Below are 20,352 nucleotides of genomic sequence, written 5' to 3' on the forward strand. Positions count from 1 at the left end.
TTGAGCGTGCACACCGGTAGGCGACACGCCGATGAAGCCCGCCGAGGATGCACGCTCGACGCTCGCGCTCAAGCTCAACGCCGTCGCGGGCGGTCAGGAGCGCCAGCCACGGAATCAACTCTCCCTCAGCCGGCCGGTGTGAGAATCAGACCGCTGGTCGGCACGCCGGTTCCGGAGGTGACCAGCACGTGTTCGACGTTGCCGACCTGGTTGTGCGAGGTGCCGCGCACCTGGCGCACCCCCTCGGTGATGCCGTTCATGCCGTGGATGTAGGCCTCGCCGAGCAGGCCGCCGTTGGTGTTGATGGGGAACTCTCCGCCCAGCGACAGCCGCTCGATGGTGGCGAAGTCCTTGGCCTCGCCGCGCCCGCAGAATCCGAGTTCCTCGAGTTGGACGAACACGAACGGCGTGAAATGGTCGTAGATGAAGGCGGTTTGGATGTCTTGCGGCTTGCACCCCGAGTCGCGCCACAGCTGACGGGCCACCACACCCATCTCGGGCAGCCCGGTGATGTCATCGCGGTAGTAGCTCGTCATCATCTCGCCGTTATGGGCTGCACCCTGGGCGGCGGCGGCGATGATGGCCGGCGGCTGCCGCAGGTCGCGGGCGCGCTCGGCGCTGGTGATGACCAGCGCGACGCCGCCGTCGCTCTCCTGGCAGCAATCCAACAGGCGGAGCACGGGTTCGACGATCCAGCGCGAATTCTGGTGGTCTTCCAGGGTGATCGGGCGCTGGTAGAACCACGCGTCGGGGTTGGTCGCCGCGTGCTGGCGGTCGACGACAGCGATCCTGCCGAAGTCTTCGTTGGTGACGCCGTACGTCGACATGTAGCGCTGCGCGTGCACGGCGACCCAGGCCGCGGGGGTGAGCAGCCCGAACGGCGCGTAATGCGCCATGAACAAGGGTGTTTCGGCCATGCTGCGACCGCTGCCACCGAACCGGAAGCCCGACCGCTCGTTGAACGCGCGCCAGCAGACCACGACGTCGGCGACGCCGGTGGCGACGGCCATCGCCGCGTGTACGACGGTGCCCGCGGCCGCACCGCCGCCGTGGTGCACGCGGGAGAAGAAGCTGAGGTCGCCGATGCCCACGTTGCGGGCGATGTCGATCTCGTCGCTGGCATCCATGGTGAACGTGACCATGCCGTCGACGTCGCCGGGGGCCAGGCCGGCATCGTCGAGTGCGGAGCTGACCGCCTCGCATGCCAATTGCAGCTCGCTACGCCCCGATTCCTTCGAGAACTCCGTCTGGCCGATCCCGACGATGGCGCAACTTCCGGGAAGGCTGCCCGGACGCGTCCGGCTCATGCGCCCGTCCCGTCGAGCAGGCTGAGCACCGCGGTGCCGGACACGTGGTCGCCCAGGCTGTTGGCGCCGGCGAATGACACCTCCACGAAGTTTTCGCCGTCCGACCCTTCGGTCTTGCCGGTGACGCCGCCCGTGAACTTCAGCGGGTCGTCGGGGAAGCACGGCACCCCAAGGCGAATCGACAGGTTCTTCACCATCGCCTCGGGGCCGGCCCAGTCGGTGAGGAAGCGGACGCAGTAGCCGTTGGTGGTCAGGATGTTCATGAACAGGTTGGGCGAGCCCTGCTGCTTGGCGTAGTCGCGGTCGTGGTGCACCGGCATGAAGTCGCGGGTGGCGATCGCGCCGGCGACAATCATCGTTGTGGTGATCGGAATTTCGAGCGGCGTGACCTCGTCACCGACCGAAATGTCCTGCCATTGCAAAGTGCGGCCGGCGGTTGGCGTCATGCGGGTCCTTCCGAGTAGGTTGCGCCGGGGTGGGCCGGCTGGGCCGAAGCCGGACCGAGGGTGGAGCCGAAATTCATGACGACGCCTGGCCGCCGCGCCGAAATTGGTGCAGGACGAGGCCGTCGTCGAACGCCTGGTAGTAGACCTCGACCGGCAACCCTGGCGTCACATCGGAAGGATCGACCCCGGTCAGGTTGGACACCAGACGGACGCCCTCTTCGAGCTCCACCAGCACGACGACGTAGGGGTACTCGAAGAACGGAAACTTGGGCTCGTGCGGCATCACGTAGCTGTAGACCGTTCCGCGGCCGGAGGATTCGATCGTCGTCCACTCCAGCGAACGGCAGTGCGGGCACATCGGGCGCGGCGGATGCCGCAGCTTCCCACAGCCACCGCAGCGCTGGATCAGAAGTTTATTCTCCCGCAACCCATTCCAGAAGAATTCGGTGTCCGGGGTGATCGCCGGCGCGAGACGAGCCGCCATCAGTTCGCCGGCCTGAATCGCAGCACCCGAAACCGCTGCCGCCCCAACACTTCACCGTTCTGGTCGGTGTAGGTGGTCAGCCAGGTGAGGAAGAAGCCGGTGCCCAGCGCCGTCTTCTTCTCGTCGGAGACCGACTCGTAGACCGTCGTCGCACTGATCACGTCGCCCAGTCGGGGGTACCGCTCGATCTCGAACTCCGAATTGGTCGCGACGGTGCTGGTGTAGCCGGCCTCATCGAGGAACGCCGTTGGATTGCTGTGGATTTCAACTGGAGCCCCACCCCGTTCGCCGATTCCCTCCAGCTTGGGCGACGGCATCGTCCACGTCTGCAGCATCACCGGCGGCGACACGATGCCGCCGAACCGTGACGACGCCGCGAACTCCGGGTCGAGGTATACCGGGTTCATGTCGGCCATCGCGTACGCCCAGTGCCGGATCATCGGCTGGTTCACCGGGTCCGGTGCCAGCGAGGGTTTTTCGGTACCGCCGGTCGGCTGCCCGACGAGGGCCCGCACCTTGGCGCTGACGGTTTCTGAGTCGGCCACTTGGCAAAGCCCCTCTCGCAGGACAGGTGATCCGACAGATTGATGCGATCTGTCTCGACGAAATGTGTGTACTCTGCGCCGTCGCGCGCTGTCAATACGACAGCAAAGCACGGCGACAGCGGGGAATTCGCGCGAATGATGATTGACGGCGGCTGCCGGGGCGAGTACACCAAGTGATCAGATGACCGGAGGAAGCACATGGCCGATTCGCCCGCTCTTGTCCAGACCTACCAGCTCTACATCGACGGCAATTGGGTGGAGCCGCAGGACGGCCGCTACGACGACGTGTCCCCGTCCACCGAGGCCGTCATCGCCACCGCACCAAACGCGAGCGTCGCGCAGGTTGGCGACGCGATAGCGGCCGCGCGGCGCGCCTTCGACAGCGGACCGTGGGGCACCACGTCCGCCGAGCAGCGCGCCGCGTGCCTGAACCAGCTGGGCGAGGCGCTGACCAAGCACGCCGACGACTTCTTCGCGCTGGCCCAGGCGGAGTGGGGCTGCGTTTCGAACGAGCGCATGATGCAGATCGACGGTGCCGGGTTCATGTCCATGCATGCCGCTCAGCTCGCCACCCAGCTGGTCGACCAAGAGGTCAGCGGCATCAGCGCCGGGACCACGTTGCTCCGGCATGCGCCGCTGGGTGTCGTTTCGGTGCTGACGCCGTGGAACTTTCCGCACTGCCTGAACGTGATGAAGCTGAATCACGCTCTGGCCGCGGGTAATACGGTCGTGCTCAAGCCCTCTCCGCTGACACCGCTGGCGGGGCTGGCGCTGGCACGGCTCATCGACGAGCACACCGACATCCCGCCCGGGGTGGTCAACGTGGTCACGCCCTCGGGTGTCGAGGCGGCCAAGCTGCTGACCACCGATCCGCGCATCGACATGGTGAGCTTCACCGGCAGCTCGGTCGTCGGACGCCAGGTCATGTCCGCCGCCGGGGACACCATGAAGCGAATCCTGTTGGAACTGGGCGGCAAATCGGCCAGCATCGTCCTCGACGACGCGCACATCAGCGACGAGATGCTGCAGCAGATGCTGTTCGAATCCTGTTCGCTGCACGCCGGACAGGCCTGCATTCTGCACAGCCGGCTGCTGTTGCCTGATTCGCTGCACGACGACATCGTCGATCGCCTTGCGGCGTTGGCCCGTGAGGTCAAGGTGGGCGACCCCACCGATCCCGACGTGCAGATGGGTCCGCTGATCAGCGCGGCGCAACGCGACCGGGTCGAGGCGCACGTCGCCGGAGCGCGCAGCGACGGCGCGAAGCTGGTGACCGGCGGCGGCCGGCCCGCCGGCTTGGACGTCGGCTATTACGTCGAACCGACGATCCTGTCCGATGTGGAGCCGAATTCGACTATCGCGCAAGAGGAAGTGTTCGGGCCGGTGTTGACCGTCCTGCGCTACCGGGACGATGACGACGCCGTCGCCATCGCCAACAACTCGCAGTACGGGCTCTCCGGTGCGGTGTGGGGCGAAGACGTGGACCGCGCCGTCGGCGTGGCCCGCCGCATCCGTACCGGCCAGATCGCCGTCAACGGCGTCAGTCCCGGTGGGGCGCCGTTCGGTGGCTTCAAGCTCAGCGGGCTGGGCCGCGAGGGCGGCGGCATCGGCGGGTTGCATCAGTACATGGAACCGATGGCCATCGGGGTTCCCGCGTAAGGTGACCCGCGCGCCAGCGATTGGGCCCGCTTGGGTGAACCACACCTGACATGTCAAGCTGCTCGACATGATCGAGATCGCCCGCCCCAAGCTCGAAGGAAACGTCGCCGTAGGTGAGGACCGCCAGATCGGCTTCGCGGAATTCGGTGACCCGCAGGGCCGCGCGTTCTTCTGGCTGCACGGCACCCCCGGCGCCCGTCGGCAGATCCCTGTCGAGGCCCGCCTGTACGCCGAACGGCACAAGATCCGGCTGATCGGCCTGGACCGGCCCGGTATCGGCTCGTCGACGCCGCACCGATACGAGAACATCCGCGCGTTCGGCGACGACCTGCGCACCATCGCGGACATCCTCGGCATCGACAAGATGGCGGTCATCGGCCTGTCCGGCGGCGGCCCGTACGCGCTCGCGTCCGCCGCGGTGCTGCCGGACCGGGTAATAGCCCTCGGCGTGCTCGGTGGCGTCGCGCCTTTCCTGGGCGACGAGGGGATCACCAGCGGCCTGATGAACCTGGGCAAGCGGGTGGCCCCGCTGCTGCGGCTGGGCGGTGACCCGCTGCGCATCGGCGCGAGCCTGGTGATCCGGTCCATCCGTCCGGTCGCCAACCCCGCGCTCTATCTCTATGCCGCGATATCGCCCGAGGGCGACCGGCGCCTGCTGACCCGGCCCGAGTTCGCGGCCATGTTCCTCGACGACCTGCTCAACGGGAGCCGCAAGCAGCTGGCGGCCCCGTTCAACGACATCATCCTGTTCACCCAGGACTGGGGATTCCGGCTCGAGGAGGTCAAGGTCCCGGTGCGGTGGTGGCACGGCGACAGCGACCACATCGTGCCGTTCGCGCACGGCGAGCACGTCGTGCACCGGCTGCCCGACTGCGAGCTCATCGTGCTCCCCGGCGAAAGCCACCTGGGCGGCCTGGGCCGCGGCGAGGAGATCCTGTCCACCCTGACGAAGATCTGGGACGAGCGAGGCTGACCTTCTCGGCAGCGGGGTAGCCTGCTCACGTGCTGCTGGCGTCCCTGAATCCCGCGGCGCTCACCGCCACCGATATCGCCGACGCGGTGCGCATCGACGGAACCGTGTTCAGCCGTAGCGACCTCGTCGGCGCCGCCACCTCGGTGGCCGAGCGGGCGGGCGGTGCGGGCAGGGTTGCCATCCTCGCCGCCCCGAGCGCCGCGACCGTGCTGGCCGTCACCGGGTGCCTGATCGCCGGGGTGCCGTTCGTGCCGGTGCCCGCCGACGTCGGCGCCGCCGAACGCCGGCACATCCTCACCGACTCGGCTGTGCAGGCGTGGCTGGGCCCGGTGCCGGACGAGCCGGCAGGCCTGCCGCACATCCCGGTCCGGCTGCACGCCCGCTCCTGGCACCGCTATGCCGAGCCGTCGCCGGACGCCACCGCGATGATCATCTACACCTCGGGCACCACCGGGCTACCCAAAGGCGTGGTGCTGAGCCGACGGGCGATCGCGGCCGACCTCGATGCCCTGGCGGAAGCCTGGCAATGGACGGCCGACGACGTCTTGGTGCACGGCCTGCCGCTGTTCCACGTGCACGGCCTGGTGCTTGGCCTGCTCGGCTCGCTGCGGATCGGCAATCGCTTCATCCACACCGGCAAGCCGACGCCGGCGGGCTACGCGCAGGCGGCGACCGAGCACCGGGGCACGCTGTTTTTCGGGGTGCCCACGGTGTGGTCGCGGGTGGGGGCCGACGAGCCCGCCGCCCGGGCGTTGCGCCCCGCGCGGCTACTGGTCTCCGGCAGCGCGCCGCTGCCGGTGCCGGTGTTCGACCGGCTGGCCGGGCTCACCGGGCATCAACCCATCGAACGCTACGGCGCGTCGGAATCGCTGATCACGGTGTCCACGCGCGCCGACGGCGAGCGACGCCCGGGGTGGGTGGGCCTGCCGCTGTCCGGTGTGCAGACCCGGGTGGTGGACGACGACGGCGGCCCGGTGTCGCACGACGGCGAGACCGTCGGGAAGCTGCACGTGCGCGGGCCGATGATGTTCGACGGCTACCTGAACCGGCCGGAAGCCACCGCCGAGGCGTTCGACACCGACGGCTGGTACCGCACCGGCGACGTCGCGGTGATCGACGCCGGCGGGATGCACCGCATCGTCGGACGCGAGTCGGTCGACTTGATCAAGTCCGGCGGTTACCGCATCGGGGCGGGCGAGATCGAAACGGCGCTGCTCGGCCACCCCGGCGTGCAGGAGGCCGCCGTCATCGGGATGCCCGACGCGGACCTGGGCCAGCGCATCGTCGCCTACGTCGTCGGGTCGGCCGACGGCGACGAGCTGATCGACTATGTCGCCCAAGAGCTTTCGGTGCACAAGCGGCCGCGCGAGGTGCGCATCGTCGACGCGCTGCCGCGCAACGCCATGGGCAAGGTCCTCAAGAAGCAGCTGCTGACCGACGGCTGACCGACCGCTCACCCGGGCAGCGCCCGGTCAGCCTGACGCCTAGACACGCAGCAACTTGCCAGCTTCAGGGCCGAGCGTGCCCGCGCAGCTTCACCTACCGTCGTATCCGTGTATCGACGTAACCGGACGGCGAGCCGCCACCATGGGTGAGCCGGCGCGGTCCGCGGCCGCCGCCGGGCGGACCCCTATGCGGCGGATCGCGGCGGCCTGCCTGGTGGGCTCGGCCATCGAGTTCTACGACTTCCTGATCTACGGAACCGCGGCCGCACTGGTGTTTCCCGCGGTCTTCTTCCCGCACCTCGGGCCGACGGTGGCCACCATCGCCTCGATGGCGACGTTCGCGACGGCGTTTCTGTCCCGCCCGTTGGGAGCGGCCGTCTTCGGATACTTCGGCGACCGGCTGGGCCGCAAGAAGACGCTGGTCGCCACCCTGCTCATCATGGGCGCGTCGACCGTCAGCGTGGGCCTGGTCCCCACCACGGCGTCAATCGGGGTCGCGGCGCCCTTGATCCTTGTCGTGCTGCGGTTGCTGCAGGGCTTCGCCGTCGGCGGCGAATGGGCCGGGTCGGTGCTGCTGAGCGCCGAATACGCGCCCCCCGGAAAACGCGGCTGGTGGGGCATGTTCACCTCGCTGGGCGGCGGCACGGCCGGCGTGCTGGCCAGCGTGACGTTCCTCGCCGTCAGCCTCACCATGGGGGAGAGCAGCCCCGCGTTCCTGGAATGGGGCTGGCGGGTGCCCTTCTTGATCAGCAGCGGACTGATCGGCATCGCCCTCTATGTGCGGCTCAACATCGAGGAGACCCCGCTGTTCGTCGAGGAGAAGGCCCGCAACCTGGTGCCCAAAGCGCCACTGGCCGAGCTGGTGCGGCTGCAGCGCCGCGAGATCGTGCTGGTCGCGGGCTGCTTCCTGGGCGGCATGGGCTTCGTCTATTTGGGCAACACCTTCCTCGTCATGTACGCCCACTCCCACTTGGGCTATTCGCGCAGCTTCATCTGGGGTGTGGGCGCGCTGGCCGGGCTGACCAGCATCGTGTTCGTCTCGTTCGGGGCCTGGCTGTCCGACCGCGTCGGGCGTCGCCGGGTGATGCTGTGTGGGCTGGCGGCGTGTCTGCCGTGGTCCTTCGTGGTCATCCCGCTGATGGATACCGGCAGCCCCGCCACGTACGCGGTGGCCGTCCTCGGCATGTTCGCCTGCGCGGCGATGGCCAACGGTCCCACCGGGGCCTTCGTCCCCGAGCTGTTCGCCACGCGCTACCGCTACAGCGGCGTGGCGGTGGCGATGAATCTGGCCGGCATCCTCGGCGCCGCGGTGCCGCCACTGTTGGCGGGCACCTTGTTGGCGACCTACGGCGGCTGGGCGATCGGGCTCATGATGGCGACCCTGGTAACGACCAGCCTCGTGTGCGTCGCTCTGCTGCCCGAGACCAAAGGAACCGCGCTCGGCGCCGCCCCGGCCGCGGAGCGGGTGCCCGCCGACCTATAGGTGCACCCTCAGTTGGTGTGCAGGTCCTCGTTGAGGGCGATGCCCTGACCGCCGCGGGCCACGACTTCCACCGCCCCGCTCACCGAATTGCGGCGGAACAACAGGTTGTTGCCGCCGGACAGCTCGAGCGCCTTCATCGTTTTGCCTTCGGGCGTAACGACTTTGGTGCCCGCGGTGACGTACAGGCCGGCCTCGACGACGCAGTCGTCGCCCAATGAGATGCCCACGCCCGCGTTGGCGCCGAGCAGGCAGCGCCTGCCGATCGAAATCACCTCGGTCCCACCGCCGGACAGCGTCCCCATGATCGAGGCCCCACCACCGATGTCGGAGCCGTCGTCCACCACCACGCCGGCGGAGATCCGGCCCTCCACCATGGACGCCCCCAGGGTGCCGGCGTTGTAGTTGACGAAGCCCTCGTGCATCACCGTCGTGCCCGGCGCCAGATGCGCGCCCAGGCGCACCCGGTCGGCGTCGGCGATGCGCACACCGGTCGGCAGGACGTAATCGACCATGCGCGGGAACTTGTCGACGCCGTAGACCGTCACCGGCCCGTGGCGCCGCAGCCGGGCCCGGACCGCCTCGAAACCCTCGACGGCGCACGGTCCGCGATTAGTCCAGACCACATTCGTCAATACCCCGAACAAGCCGCCGGCGTTCAGCCCGTGCGGCGCCACCAATCGGTGCGAGAGCAGATGCAATCGCAGGTAGGCGTCGTAGGCGTCGGCGGCCACGTCATCCAGCGAGCCGATGACCGTGCGCACGGCGATGGTCTCGGTGCCGCGGTCGTCGTCACGGCCGATCAGCGCGGTCAGCTCCGGGGGAACATCGGACAGCGCCAGCCGCGACGTCGCGCTGGTGCCCGCGGTGGCCAGTTCCGGTGCGGGAAACCACGTGTCGAGGATCGATCCGTCGGCGGCCAGCGTCGCCAGGCCTATTCCTTCGGCGCCTGCTGCTCTTGTCACGGCGCAAAGGTTACTTCGTGGGCCGGCATCGGGCCCCGCCCGCCCTGCGCGAGGGCGAAGCCGGGGGCCGCGCAGTCACCCCGGCCTGCGTCTAAAGACCCACGCGCGCAAGATAATTCGTCACCGCGGGATGCGTCGCCCGCGGCCGGGGACGCTCGGCAGTGGCCGGTCTCAGCAGGTCAAGGCGTGAATTTCGGCGTATCGGGTACGCAGCTTCCGGGGTCGTTACCGGCCTAGCCGCAGGCCCCTTTGTCGCCGGCCCGTCGTGGCCGCCCGATTGCGCGAGGAGAAGAACATGTCCTTTGTCACCACACGGCCCGAGGCGCTGTTGTTCGCGGCGAGCACCCTCGAAGGCCTCGGCTCTTCGATGGCCGCCCAGGACGCCGCGGCCGCGGCTCCCACCACGAGCATTGCTCCCGCGGCCGCCGACGAGGTGTCCGCTTTGCAGGCGGCGCAATTCTCCGCCTACGGCGCGTGGTACCAGCAGGTCAGCGCCCAGGCGAAGGTTGTTCACCAGACGCTGGTGAGCAACCTGGACAGCAACGCCGGCTCGTATGGAACGACGGAAGCCGCGAACAAAGTCACCACCAGCGCCGCGGCGCTGCCCGCCGCACCGGCCGCTGCCGCCGACCCACCCCCCGGGGACGCCGCGGCCGGCACCCTCATCGAGTGGGGTCAGAACACCGGTGCCGCCGCCTCGGACTTCATCACCTTGGGCGAGGGGCAATTCGCTCCCGTCCCCGGCGCGGCCGGTATCCCCAACTTCACCGGCGGGCTCACGTCAGCAACCCCGGCAAGCGCGCCCGCCCCGGCGGCGCCGGCAGCCATGGGTGGGGCGCCGTTGCTGGCGAGCATGGGCCGCGGACCCTCGATCGGCGCATTGTCGGTACCACCGAGCTGGGCGGCAAGTGGCGTCCCCGAGGTCAGCTCCACCCCGGTGACGCTGACCGGCGCCGGGTTCACCAGCGCCGCGCCCCAGGCGACGACGGTGAGCGCCATTCCGGGTGGCGTGCCGTCGATGGCCACCGCCGGACGCGGCGGCTACGGCCTCGGCGCGCCCCGCTACGGCGTCAAGCCCACCGTGATGCCCACGCCGGCCGTCTAACAACCCGCAACGTCAGCAAGAACAGGAGCACGACAATGACTTTCGACTTCGGAGCACTGCCCCCAGAAATCAATTCACTGCGCATGTACACCGGCGCGGGCGCCGGTCCGATGATGGCCGCGGCCGCGGCTTTCAGCAGCCTGGCCGACGAACTGAGCACGACCGCCTCGGCCAGCCAGGCGGCGATTGCGAATCTGACCGGCGAGGAGTGGATCGGACCGTCGTCGACCGCGATGGCCACCGCCGCCGCGCCGTACGTGATGTGGATGCACACCACCGCCGCGCAGCTGCAACAGGCGGCCGCCCAAGCCATGGCATCCGCGGCCGCATACGAGGCGGCCTTTGCGATGACGGTGCCGCCACCGCTGGTCGCGGCCAACCGGGCCCAGCTGGCGGCCCTCGTCGCGACCAACGTTCTGGGACAGAACACCCCAGCCATCGCGGCCACCGAGGCGCAGTACGGCGAGATGTGGTCCCAAGACGCCGCCGCCATGTACGGCTACGCCGCGGCGTCGGCGGCCGCGGCCAAGTTGAGCCCGTTGACATCGCCCGCGCCCACCAACAGCCCGGGTGGGCTCGACGCGCAGACGGCGGCCACGGCCGCGCAGACCAGTGGACTGCGCTCGGTCGTCTCCAATGTGCCCAACGCCGTGCAGTCGTTCGCGGCGCCGGCCGCACCCGCCGCGCCGGGCGCGAGCGCCCTGGACAGCGTGCTGGGCGATCCGCTGGTGTCCAATATCGGCAACGCCGGATTCGACGTGGTGTCGTGGAACGTGTTCAACACGATGGTGTCCAACATCTTGTACAACCACACCCTCGACGCGGCGGCTTCCGCCAGCGTGGCCGGCGACCTGGGCGGCGTGGTCGGCTCCGGCGCCCTGGTCAGTGCCCCGGCGCCGGTCAGCACCGCGGGCGTCGGTGCCGCACCGGTGCTGGCGAGCATGGGCTCGGCGTCCCCGGTCGGCGGATTGTCGACGCCGGCCACGTGGTCGGCGGCCACGCCTCGGGTCCCCGCCGCGACCGTCGCGGGTACGGGGTGGACCGCACCCACCGAAGACGCGCACACCACGTGGGCGTCCGGCATGCCGGCGGTCGCCTCGGCGGGGCGGGGCGGCTACGGCGTGGGGCCGCGCTACGGCGTCAAGCCCAAGGTGATGCCCACGCAGTTGCTCGTCTAGCCCGCGCTTGCGATCGCCTACCCTAAAGACCGTGCTGGACTTACGCGGCGATCCGATCGCGCTGACCGCGGCGCTGGTGGACATCCCCAGCGAATCGCGGGACGAAGCGCGGCTGGCCGACGAGGTCGAGGCCGCGCTGCGGGCCCAGACCTCCGGGTTCGAGATCATTCGCAACGGCGACGCCGTCCTGGCGCGCACGCACTACCAGCGGCCGTCGCGGGTGCTGCTCGCGGGGCACCTGGACACCGTGCCGGTGGCCGCGAACCTGCCCAGCCGGCGCGAGGGCGGTGACCTGTACGGCTGCGGCACGGCGGACATGAAATCCGGCGACGCGGTCTTTCTGCATCTCGCCGCCACCGTGGCCGACCCGGTGCACGATCTGACGCTGGTGATGTACGACTGCGAGGAAATCGAGGCCGCCGCAAACGGATTGGGCCGCATCGAACGCGAGCTGCCGGACTGGCTGTCCGCCGACGTGGCCATCCTGGGTGAGCCGACCGGCGGCTACATCGAGGCCGGCTGCCAGGGCACGCTGCGCGTGGTGGTCAGCGCCACCGGGACCCGCGCCCATTCGGCGCGATCCTGGTTGGGAGACAACGCCATTCACAAGCTCGGCGCTGTGCTCGAGCGGCTTGCCGCGTACCAGGCGCGCAGCGTCGACATCGACGGCTGCGTCTACCGTGAGGGCCTGTCGGCGGTGCGCATCGACGGCGGCGTGGCGGGCAACGTCATTCCCGACGCGGCCGCGGTGACGGTCAACTTCCGTTTCGCCCCCGACCGGTCGCTGCCCGACGCGCTGCAACACGTCCACGACGTGCTCGCCGGGCTCGACGTGCGCATCGAACAGACCGACGCGGCGGCGGGCGCACTGCCCGGACTATCCCAGCCCGCCGCCAAGGCCCTCATCGACGCGGCGGGTGGCAACGTCAGGGCCAAATACGGTTGGACCGACGTGGCGCGGTTCGCCGCACTGGGCATACCGGCGGTCAACTTCGGGCCCGGTGATCCCAACCTGGCGCACAAGCGCGACGAGCGGGTCGCGGTCGCCGACATCACCGCCGCGGTGGACGTGCTGCGCGGCTACCTGAGCGGCTAAGCCTTCCCGGCCCCGCATCGCTGCGCCTGCGCGGCAGCGTCGGCCGCGGCCGCGTGCATGCCGATCGATGTCAGCTCTTCCGACACGGCCCGCAGCCCCGCGTCGTCGCCGGCGGCCAGCGCGCGGGCATGGGACAACGCGAGTCTGCCTGCAACACAATCGATCTCACCACAGAGCCGAGCCAGGGGATCGGCGGCCCGGATGTCGCCCAGCCGCACGGCCTCGTGCCAGACCCGCACCGCCGCACCCCGCTGCCCGCCGCGTTCGGCCATCCGGGCGGCGTCACGCGCGGCGGTCACCGCGCCGTGCGTGTCCCGTACCAGGGCCAGCCGCCATGCCCGCGCCACACCGAGCTCTGGCGCGAACAGGGCCGACTTGGTTCCGTGCCGAGATTCGGCCCTGCTCAATGCCTTTGCCGCGGCCGCGGTGTCGCCCTGCTGGGCCAGCGCGGTGGCAAGCAGGGTGAGCGACAGCGGCCCCCACGAGTAACCGGTGCGCTCCAGGGTGGCGGCTGCCGGGACCAATAATGCTGCCGCAGCGGCGAAATCGCCACCGGCGATGAGCGCATGCGCCAACAGCACCTCGCCGATGGCGCGGCCCGGCTGTTGCAGTTCGGCGAAGTCGGTGAACTGCTGCGCGACGTGGCGGGCTTGCTCGGGCCGCCCGGCCATCAACAGAGCGGTGGTCTGGCCCAGTCCGATCGTGAAGCGCAGCAGCCCAGGGTGTTCGGCGGTCAAGGCGCGCTGCGCCAGCGGCTCGACGTCGTCGAATCGACCCTCGCGTGCCGCGCACAACGCGGCCGCGCTGGCCGCCCAGGCCACCGCCTGGTCATCGGCCGCCGGCGACGCGAGGACCTCGGCGGCGACTTTTACGGCATGCCCGACATTGCCGGCGTTCATCGCGAAGGTCGCGCTGAGCGCGTCGAGCGTGGTCCGCGGGCCGATGTCGGTGACTCGGTTGCGCACCGTCCGCAGGAACGCGGTGGCGCGCTCCGGTTCGCTTAGCATCCAGAACTGGTTGGCCGCGCGCAGCAGGGCCCAGTCCATCAGCGCCGCTTCGGTCAGCGCGGTGGAGTCGACCTCGGCCAGCACCGAATCGGCTTCGCGGCCACGGCCCTGCCAGCCCAGGGCATGCGCCAGCGCGAGCCGCGCCGATAACCCGCCCGACCGCAGCAGCGCCCAACGGGCCAGTCGTTCGCCCAGCGTCAGGTCGCCCAGCCGCAGCGCCTGCTGGGCGGCGGCGACGACGTCGGTCACGCGCGGGGGAGTTTCGCTGTCCAGCGCCAGCGACACCAGCCGCAACCGGTCGCTGAGGTGCTCGGACGGTCGCTGCGACAGCAGCCGGACGAGGTCGGTGCGTCGTTGCCGGGCCTCGTCGGGGTCGAGCGCGGCCCGCGTCCGCTCGGCGAACAGCGGGTGGGCCGTGTAGACGACCGGGTCGTCGGAGGATCCGCCCCGCGCCCGGGTCTCCGCGGCACCCCACGTCACCGCGTCGTGCACCGCGCCGTCGCCGGCGAGTGCGGTCAAGTCGGCGGCCGTCAGCGGCTCCGCGACGGCCAGATACTCCAGGACCGAGCGCGCCGCGGCGGGAAGCTCGTCGAGGAAGGTCTCGATCTCTGCCGGCGCGGTCGCCCCGGCGGGCGGCTCGATGTCGATCCGGGTCAGCAGCCCGTCGTTCCACAGCGCCGCGATCGCTTCGGGAGCGGGATCGGCGCGGGCGGTGACGATGAGCCGTCCCGCGCCGTCGCGCGCCAGCTGGTAGACCAGCGTGGCCGACAGCACGTCGAGGTGGTGGGCGTCGTCGACGACGAGCAACAGGTCGTCACCGCCCAGCGACGCCCGGGCGGCCCGCAGCAGTGCGGCCGGCTTGCCGATGTCGGAGATCTGCACCAGATGGCTGAACGCCCCGAACGGGACCGCGCGTTCGGTCGGGGTGCCGGTGACCCAACGGACGAGCGTGTTCGGGTGCCGATCCGCGAAACGCTCGGCGGCCACCCGGGCCATGGTGGATTTGCCGACGCCGTCGGGCCCCAGCACCACCGCCCCCCGGGCCCCGTCGGCCAGAGCCGCATCCAGCCGCTCTGAGGCCGTCGCATGTCGGGGGACGTTCCATCGAATCGGCACCGCCGAATTTTATGGTGCGAGAGCCGGGCGGCAAGGCGAAAGCCCCAGATATGACGGCCCGGATGCGGTTGGTCTACCTTTGGCGGATATGCCCGGCCAACGCGATGCATCAGCCGAGTGGTCGGTGTGCGTGTACTGCGCATCAGGCCCCGAACATCCCGAATTGCTCTCAGTCGCAGCGGAACTCGGTGAGGCGATCGCCGAGCGCGGCTGGACGCTGGTGTGGGGCGGGGGCCGGGTGTCGGCGATGGGCGCGGTGGCGAGCGCGGCGCGCGCCCGGGGCGGCCGAACCGTCGGCGTCATCCCGAAGGTCTTGATGCGCCGCGAGATCGCCGACGTGGAATCCGACGAGCTGATCGTCAGCGACACCATGCACGAACGCAAGCAGGCCATGGAAGACCGCGCCGACGCGTTCATCGCGCTGCCCGGTGGCATCGGCACCCTCGACGAGTTGCTCGACGCATGGACGACGGCCTTCCTCGGTCTGCACGACAAACCCATCGTGCTGCTGGATCCCTTCGGCCACTACGAAGGGCTGTGGACCTGGTTGTGCGGTTTGCTGGACAGCGGCTACGTCTCCCAGGCGGCGATGGACCGGTTGGTGCTGGTCGACAAGGTGAGTGCGGCGCTGCAAGCCTGCGCACCGGGCTGAGGCCGCCGACGGGTTTGCCACCCCTACTAGGCTGTCCGCCGAGCTTGCCTTTGGAAACGAATCGAGGGGATCACGTGTCCGATCGTGACGGTGGAGCGCGCACGGCGGTCAAACTGACCGACATCGCATTCCGGGCGCCGGCCGTGCTGGCCGACCTGCCGGTGATCGCGCGTGGCGCGATGACCGGGCTGCTGGCCCAGCCGGGCTCCAAGAAGTCGATCGGCACGGTGTTCGCCGACCGGGCCGCCCGCTACGGCGACCGGATCTTCCTGCGGATGGGCGATCAGCAACTGACCTACCGCGACGCCAACGCCGCCGCCAACCGATACGCCGCCGTGCTGGCCGCGCGCGGCGTCGGTCAGGGCGATGTCGTCGCCATCATGCTGCGCAACTCGCCCAACACCGTGTTGGCCATGCTGGCCGCGGTCAAGTGCGGCGCGGTCGCCGGCATGCTCAACTACCACCAACGCGGCGAGGTGCTCGCGCACAGCCTCGGCCTGCTGGACGCCAAGGTGCTCATCGCCGAGACGGATCTGGTCAGCGCCGTGGCCGAGTGCGGCGGCTCGGGCAGCACCGAGACGCTGACCGTCGAGGACTTGGAGCGGTTCGCGCTGAGCGCGCCCGCCACCAACCCCGCCTCGGCGTCGGCCGTGCACGCCAGGGACACCGCGTTCTACATCTTCACTTCGGGCACAACGGGATTCCCCAAGGCCAGCGTCATGACGCACCTGCGGTGGCTCAAGGCGCTCGCGGCTTTCGGCGGTATCGGGTTGCGGCTCAAGAGTTCCGACACCCTCTACTGCTGCCTGCCGCTCTACCACAACAACGCGCTGACGGTGGCGTTGTCGTCGGTGATCAATTCGGGGGCGACGCTGGCGCTGGGCAAGTCGTTCTCGGCGTCGAAGTTCTGGGACGACGTGATCGCCAACGAGGCCACCGCGTTCATCTACATCGGCGAGGTGTGCCGGTACCTGCTCAACCAGCCGGCCAAACCCACCGACCGCGCGCACAAGGTACGCGTGATCGCCGGAAACGGGCTGCGCCCGGAGATCTGGGACGAGTTCACCGAGCGATTCGGCATCGCGCGCGTCTGCGAGTTCTACGCCTCCAGCGAGGGCAACGCGGCGTTCATCAACGTCTTCAACGTGCCCCGCTCCACCGGCGTCTTCCCGATGCCGCTGGCCTACGTCGAGTACGACCCCGACACCGGCGCCCCGCTGCGCGACGACAACGGGCGGGTGCGCCGCGTGCCGGCCGGCGAGCCCGGTTTGTTGCTCAGCCCGGTCAACCGGCTGCAGCCCTTCGACGGCTACACCGACCAGGAGTCGAGCGAAAAGAAGTTGGTGCGCAACGCCTTTCGTGAGGGCGACTGCTGGTTCAACACCGGCGATGTGATGAGCCCGCAGGGCATGGGCCACGCCGCGTTCGTCGACCGGCTCGGCGACACCTTCCGATGGAAGGGCGAGAACGTCGCCACCACGCAGGTCGAGGCGGCGCTGGCGTCCGACGACTCCGTCGAGGACTGCACGGTCTTCGGGGTCGAGGTTCCGCGCACCGGCGGGCGCGCCGGCATGGCCGCGGTCAAACTGCGCGGGGGCGCCGAGTTCGACGGGCAGTCGCTGGCCCGCGCCGTGTACGACCAGCTCCCTGCCTACGCGCTGCCGCTGTTCGTGCGGGTGGTGGAGTCCATCGAGCAGACCACGACCTTCAAGAGCCGCAAGGTGGAGCTGCGCGAGCAGGCCTACGGTTCCGACGTGAAGGACCCGCTGTACGTGCTGGCCGGGCGCGATAAGGGCTACGTGCCCTTTTACGACGAGTACCCCGACGAAGTAGCCGAGGGCAAGCGTCCGTAGGGCGCGACCCCTGCGCTGACGTTCCGCGTGCGCTCGCGGCGACGACACGCCGCGACAGCGCGCCCTGGCCGCACACTCGATCCCCCGGGCCGCGCGCGACGCGGCGACCGGGCACCATATACGTGTGCACTCGACACCGCCGGCGTCAGCCGGCCGTCCAACTCTGTGCGGCCGCCCGGTCGCGGGCGATCGTGCGCTGATCATGGCGATCATCAACCGCACCCCGGACTCGTTCTACGACAAGGGCGCGACCTTCAGCGACGAGGCTGCCAGGGCGGCCGTGCACCGGGCCGTCGCCGACGGTGCCGACGTCATCGACGTCGGCGGTGTCAAGGCCGGCCCCGGTCAAGAGGTCGATGCCGACACCGAGATCGCGCGGCTGGTGCCGTTCATCGAATGGCTGCGCGACGCCTACCCGGACCAGCTGATCAGCGCCGATACCTGGCGTTCCGAGGTGGCCAAGGTGGCCTGCGCGGCCGGGGCGGATCTGATCAACGACACCTGGGGCGGCATCGACCCGGCGCTGCCGGAGGTGGCCGCCGAGTTCGGGGCGGGCCTGGTGTGCTCGCACACCGGCAACGCGCTGCCGCGCACGCGCCCCTTCCGGGTGAGTTACGGAATCACCACACGCGGCGTGGTCGACGACGTCATCGCCCAGGTCACCGCGGCCGCCGAGCGGGCGGTGGCGTGCGGAGTGGCCCGCGATCGGGTGTTGATCGACCCCACCCACGACTTCGGCAAGAACACCTTCCACGGGCTGCTGCTGTTGCGCCACGTGAGCGATCTTGTCGAGACCAGGTGGCCCGTGCTGATGGCTTTGAGCAATAAGGACTTCGTCGGGGAGACTCTGGGGGTGGAATTGACCGAGCGGCTCGAGGGGACGTTGGCGGCCACCGCGCTGGCGGCGGCCGCCGGCGCCCGGATGTTTCGGGTACACGAGGTCGCGGCCACCCGGCGGGTGCTGGAAATGGTGGCCTCGATCCAGGGCACCCGGCCGCCGGCGCGCACGGTGCGGGGCCTGGCATGACGACATCTGACCTCGTCGCCGGTCATGTCGCCGACGCCGGCATGCTCGTCGCACGCCCCGGCGACGTCTGGCTGGCCGACCGCAGCTGGAACCGGCCGAGCTGGACCATCGCCGAGCTGGAGGCCGCGAAGGCAGGGCGAACCATCTCGGTGGTGCTGCCGGCCCTCGACGAGGAAGAAACCATCGAGTCGGTGATCGAGAGCATCTCACCGCTGGTCGATGGGCTGGTCGACGAGCTGATCGTGCTGGACTCCGGCTCCACCGACGACACCGAGATCCGTGCCGTCGCCGCGGGCGCCCGCGTCGTCAGCCGCGAGCAGGCGCTGCCGGAGGTGCCGATCCGGCCCGGCAAGGGCGAGGCGCTGTGGCGCTCGCTGGCGGCCACCCGCGGCGACATCGTGGTGTTCGTCGACTCCGACCTGATCGATCCGCACCCGATGTTCGTGCCCTGGCTGGTCGCTCCGCTGCTCACCGACGACCGCATCCACCTGGTCAAGAGCTTCTATCGGCGGCCGTTGCGCGGCAGCGAGCTCGCCGATCTCGGCGACGTGGCGACCGACGCGAGTGCCACCGGCGGCGGGCGGGTGACCGAGTTGGTGGCCCGGCCGCTGCTCGCGGCCCTGCGTCCGGAACTGGGCTGCATCGTGCAACCGCTCGGCGGTGAATACGCGGCCACCCGCGAGCTGCTGACCTCGGTGCCGTTCGCCCCGGGCTACGGCGTGGAGATCGGCCTGCTGGTGGACACGTTCGACCGGTTGGGGCTGGACGCGATCGCCCAGGCCAACCTGGGGGTCCGCGCGCACCGCAACCGGCCGCTGGCCGAGCTTGGCGTGATGAGCCGACAGGTCATCGCGACCCTGCTGTCGCGTTGTGGGATCCCGGATTCGGGCGTAGGGCTGACGCAGTTCACCGCCGACGGCCCCGAGGGTTACGGCTACAGCCAGCACACGTCGCCGGTGTCGCTGGCGGACCGACCGCCGATGCAGGCGATCAGGCCGCGTTAGCCGCGCGCGAGGTCACGCTGACCGCCGCCCTGTCGGCGGCGTAGGGCAATATCGGTCACGTGGCGTTGGTGTTGCTGTACCTGGTGGTCCTTGTGCTGGTGGCGGTCGTCTTGTTCGGCGCCGCCAGCCTGTTGTTCGGTCGCGGCGAGCAGCTGCCGCCCCTGCCGCGGGGGACGACGGCCACCGTCCTCCCCGCGTTCGGGGTGACCGGCTCCGACGTCGACGCCGTCAAGTTCACCCAGGTCCTGCGCGGTTACAAGACCAGCGAGGTGGATTGGGTGCTGGATCGGCTCGCGCGCGAGCTCGAGGCGCTGCGCGGACAACTCGAAGCTGTGCACGCGTCGAGCGCGGGGCACCAGACCGAGGACGAATCGGGGGAACCAGACGACGGCGAGGATCGTCAGGATTCAGTGTGAATGAAGACAAACTGGTTCGCTGCGGTTGGGCGACCGCGCGGCCCGGACCCGATTTCGAGCTCTATCGCGATTACCACGATCGCGAATGGGGCCAACCGGTGCGCGACGGCGTCTCGTTGTTCGAGCGGATGAGCCTGGAGGCCTTTCAAAGCGGCCTGTCCTGGCTGATCATCCTGCGAAAAAGGGAGAACTTCCGGCGCGCGTTCGCCCACTTCGACATCACCACGGTCGCTGAATACTCCGATGCGGATGTGGAGCGGCTGATGGCGGATCCGGGAATCGTCCGCAACCGCGCCAAGATCGAGTCGACGATCGCCAACGCGCGCGCGGCCGCCGAGCTGGGCGGTCCGGCGGATCTGGCGGACCTGCTGTGGTCGTTTGCGCCATCGCCGCGGTCACGCCCGGCCGACCCGTCCCAAATCCCCTCGGCCACCGACGAATCGAGGGCCATGGCCCGTGAGCTCAAGCGGCGCGGGTTCCGGTTCGTCGGCCCGACCACCGCCTATGCGCTGATGCAGGCGACCGGGATGGTCGACGATCACATTCGTGATTGCTGGGTGCCCGCAACCGCCCGTTGAGCACACAGATGCGGGT

19 protein-coding genes are annotated in these 20,352 nt (G+C 69.9%); 13 read left to right on the top strand and 6 right to left on the bottom strand.

Annotated elements, in window-relative coordinates; all coding sequences use genetic code 11:
• Positions 1-125: 125 nt before the first annotated feature.
• From AC5Y7E_RS20800 to AC5Y7E_RS20815, 4 genes are all read right to left on the bottom strand, one after another.
• Positions 126-1,307, bottom strand: a complete 1,182-nt coding sequence (locus AC5Y7E_RS20800) for a lipid-transfer protein (RefSeq protein ID WP_499950586.1) — start codon at positions 1,305-1,307, stop codon at positions 126-128.
• Positions 1,304-1,753: a MaoC family dehydratase gene (locus AC5Y7E_RS20805; protein WP_499950587.1), complete on the bottom strand. Its 450-nt coding sequence runs from the start codon at positions 1,751-1,753 to the stop codon at positions 1,304-1,306. Before AC5Y7E_RS20805 ends, AC5Y7E_RS20800 begins: the two co-directional genes overlap by 4 nt.
• Before the next feature lie 73 nt (positions 1,754-1,826).
• Positions 1,827-2,237 carry a Zn-ribbon domain-containing OB-fold protein gene (locus AC5Y7E_RS20810; protein WP_499950588.1) on the bottom strand — a complete coding sequence of 137 codons (411 nt, stop codon included), beginning with the start codon at positions 2,235-2,237 and terminating at the stop codon, positions 1,827-1,829.
• Positions 2,237-2,782 carry an FAS1-like dehydratase domain-containing protein gene (locus AC5Y7E_RS20815; RefSeq protein WP_499921549.1) on the bottom strand — a complete coding sequence of 182 codons (546 nt, stop codon included), beginning with the start codon at positions 2,780-2,782 and terminating at the stop codon, positions 2,237-2,239. The genes AC5Y7E_RS20810 and AC5Y7E_RS20815 overlap by 1 nt, the downstream gene beginning before the upstream one ends.
• Before the next feature lie 198 nt (positions 2,783-2,980).
• Between AC5Y7E_RS20815 and AC5Y7E_RS20820 the strand changes: the two genes are divergently transcribed.
• The 4 genes from AC5Y7E_RS20820 (at position 2,981) to AC5Y7E_RS20835 (ending at position 8,342) form a co-directional block, all read left to right on the top strand.
• Complete coding sequence (locus AC5Y7E_RS20820) at positions 2,981-4,441, top strand: aldehyde dehydrogenase family protein (protein ID WP_499950589.1); 1,461 nt, start codon at positions 2,981-2,983, stop codon at positions 4,439-4,441.
• A gap of 67 nt (positions 4,442-4,508) precedes the next feature.
• The gene (locus AC5Y7E_RS20825; protein WP_499950590.1) at positions 4,509-5,414 is read left to right on the top strand and encodes an alpha/beta fold hydrolase; all 906 of its coding nucleotides are present in this window, start codon (positions 4,509-4,511) and stop codon (positions 5,412-5,414) included.
• A 29-nt stretch (positions 5,415-5,443) separates the two neighbouring features.
• Positions 5,444-6,859: an acyl-CoA synthetase gene (locus AC5Y7E_RS20830; protein WP_499950591.1), complete on the top strand. Its 1,416-nt coding sequence runs from the start codon at positions 5,444-5,446 to the stop codon at positions 6,857-6,859.
• Positions 6,860-7,001: 142 nt separating this feature from the next.
• Positions 7,002-8,342 (top strand): MFS transporter, encoded by a 1,341-nt coding sequence (locus AC5Y7E_RS20835; protein WP_499921544.1) that lies wholly within the window; start codon positions 7,002-7,004, stop codon positions 8,340-8,342.
• A gap of 8 nt (positions 8,343-8,350) precedes the next feature.
• Here the strand turns inward: AC5Y7E_RS20835 and dapD are convergent, their stop codons facing one another.
• Complete coding sequence (gene dapD, locus AC5Y7E_RS20840) at positions 8,351-9,304, bottom strand: 2,3,4,5-tetrahydropyridine-2,6-dicarboxylate N-succinyltransferase (RefSeq protein ID WP_499950592.1); 954 nt, start codon at positions 9,302-9,304, stop codon at positions 8,351-8,353.
• 295 nt (positions 9,305-9,599) lie between these two features.
• Between dapD and AC5Y7E_RS20845 the strand changes: the two genes are divergently transcribed.
• Genes AC5Y7E_RS20845 through dapE form a run of 3 tightly spaced genes read left to right on the top strand, consistent with a single transcriptional unit; the run spans position 9,600 to position 12,683 of the window.
• A complete protein-coding gene (locus AC5Y7E_RS20845; RefSeq protein WP_499950593.1) occupies positions 9,600-10,409 on the top strand; it encodes a PPE family protein, SVP subgroup in 810 nt (269 codons plus the stop codon).
• Positions 10,410-10,444: 35 nt separating this feature from the next.
• On the top strand, positions 10,445-11,587 hold the full coding sequence (locus AC5Y7E_RS20850) for a PPE family protein (protein ID WP_499921540.1): 1,143 nt from the start codon (positions 10,445-10,447) through the stop codon (positions 11,585-11,587).
• 31 nt (positions 11,588-11,618) lie between these two features.
• Entirely contained in the window at positions 11,619-12,683 is a 1,065-nt protein-coding gene (gene dapE / locus AC5Y7E_RS20855) for a succinyl-diaminopimelate desuccinylase (RefSeq protein WP_499950594.1), read from the top strand.
• Here dapE and AC5Y7E_RS20860 read toward each other — a convergent pair.
• Positions 12,680-14,806, bottom strand: a complete 2,127-nt coding sequence (locus AC5Y7E_RS20860; protein WP_499950595.1) for an AAA family ATPase — start codon at positions 14,804-14,806, stop codon at positions 12,680-12,682. The two genes, dapE and AC5Y7E_RS20860, sit on opposite strands and share 4 nt — an antisense overlap.
• 88 nt (positions 14,807-14,894) lie before the next feature.
• Between AC5Y7E_RS20860 and log the strand changes: the two genes are divergently transcribed.
• The 6 genes from log (at position 14,895) to AC5Y7E_RS20890 (ending at position 20,336) form a co-directional block, all read left to right on the top strand.
• Entirely contained in the window at positions 14,895-15,458 is a 564-nt protein-coding gene (gene log, locus AC5Y7E_RS20865; RefSeq protein WP_499921536.1) for a cytokinin riboside 5'-monophosphate phosphoribohydrolase, read from the top strand.
• Positions 15,459-15,532: 74 nt separating this feature from the next.
• Positions 15,533-17,311 (top strand): long-chain-acyl-CoA synthetase FadD6, encoded by a 1,779-nt coding sequence (gene fadD6, locus AC5Y7E_RS20870; protein ID WP_499950596.1) that lies wholly within the window; start codon positions 15,533-15,535, stop codon positions 17,309-17,311.
• 202 nt (positions 17,312-17,513) lie between these two features.
• Positions 17,514-18,338 (top strand): dihydropteroate synthase, encoded by an 825-nt coding sequence (gene folP, locus AC5Y7E_RS20875; RefSeq protein WP_499950597.1) that lies wholly within the window; start codon positions 17,514-17,516, stop codon positions 18,336-18,338.
• Positions 18,335-19,342: a glucosyl-3-phosphoglycerate synthase gene (locus tag AC5Y7E_RS20880; RefSeq protein WP_499950598.1), complete on the top strand. Its 1,008-nt coding sequence runs from the start codon at positions 18,335-18,337 to the stop codon at positions 19,340-19,342. The genes folP and AC5Y7E_RS20880 overlap by 4 nt, the downstream gene beginning before the upstream one ends.
• Positions 19,343-19,401: 59 nt before the next feature.
• The gene (locus AC5Y7E_RS20885; protein ID WP_499921531.1) at positions 19,402-19,758 is read left to right on the top strand and encodes a DivIVA domain-containing protein; all 357 of its coding nucleotides are present in this window, start codon (positions 19,402-19,404) and stop codon (positions 19,756-19,758) included.
• Positions 19,755-20,336, top strand: a complete 582-nt coding sequence (locus AC5Y7E_RS20890; protein WP_499950599.1) for a DNA-3-methyladenine glycosylase I — start codon at positions 19,755-19,757, stop codon at positions 20,334-20,336. Before AC5Y7E_RS20885 ends, AC5Y7E_RS20890 begins: the two co-directional genes overlap by 4 nt.
• The last annotated feature ends 16 nt before the right edge of the window (positions 20,337-20,352 follow it).

Source organism: Mycobacterium sp. NGS17 (genome assembly GCF_059813205.1).

Coding starts and splice junctions, on each gene's coding strand:
- AC5Y7E_RS20845 (WP_499950593.1), top strand. CDS start 9,600: ATGTCCTTTGTCACCACACGGCCCGAGGCGCTGTTGTTCGCGGCGAGC.
- log (WP_499921536.1), top strand. CDS start 14,895: ATGCCCGGCCAACGCGATGCATCAGCCGAGTGGTCGGTGTGCGTGTAC.
- AC5Y7E_RS20835 (WP_499921544.1), top strand. CDS start 7,002: ATGGGTGAGCCGGCGCGGTCCGCGGCCGCCGCCGGGCGGACCCCTATG.
- AC5Y7E_RS20825 (WP_499950590.1), top strand. CDS start 4,509: ATGATCGAGATCGCCCGCCCCAAGCTCGAAGGAAACGTCGCCGTAGGT.
- AC5Y7E_RS20880 (WP_499950598.1), top strand. CDS start 18,335: ATGACGACATCTGACCTCGTCGCCGGTCATGTCGCCGACGCCGGCATG.
- AC5Y7E_RS20850 (WP_499921540.1), top strand. CDS start 10,445: ATGACTTTCGACTTCGGAGCACTGCCCCCAGAAATCAATTCACTGCGC.
- AC5Y7E_RS20800 (WP_499950586.1), bottom strand. CDS start 1,307: ATGAGCCGGACGCGTCCGGGCAGCCTTCCCGGAAGTTGCGCCATCGTC.
- AC5Y7E_RS20820 (WP_499950589.1), top strand. CDS start 2,981: ATGGCCGATTCGCCCGCTCTTGTCCAGACCTACCAGCTCTACATCGAC.
- folP (WP_499950597.1), top strand. CDS start 17,514: ATGGCGATCATCAACCGCACCCCGGACTCGTTCTACGACAAGGGCGCG.
- AC5Y7E_RS20805 (WP_499950587.1), bottom strand. CDS start 1,753: ATGACGCCAACCGCCGGCCGCACTTTGCAATGGCAGGACATTTCGGTC.
- AC5Y7E_RS20810 (WP_499950588.1), bottom strand. CDS start 2,237: ATGGCGGCTCGTCTCGCGCCGGCGATCACCCCGGACACCGAATTCTTC.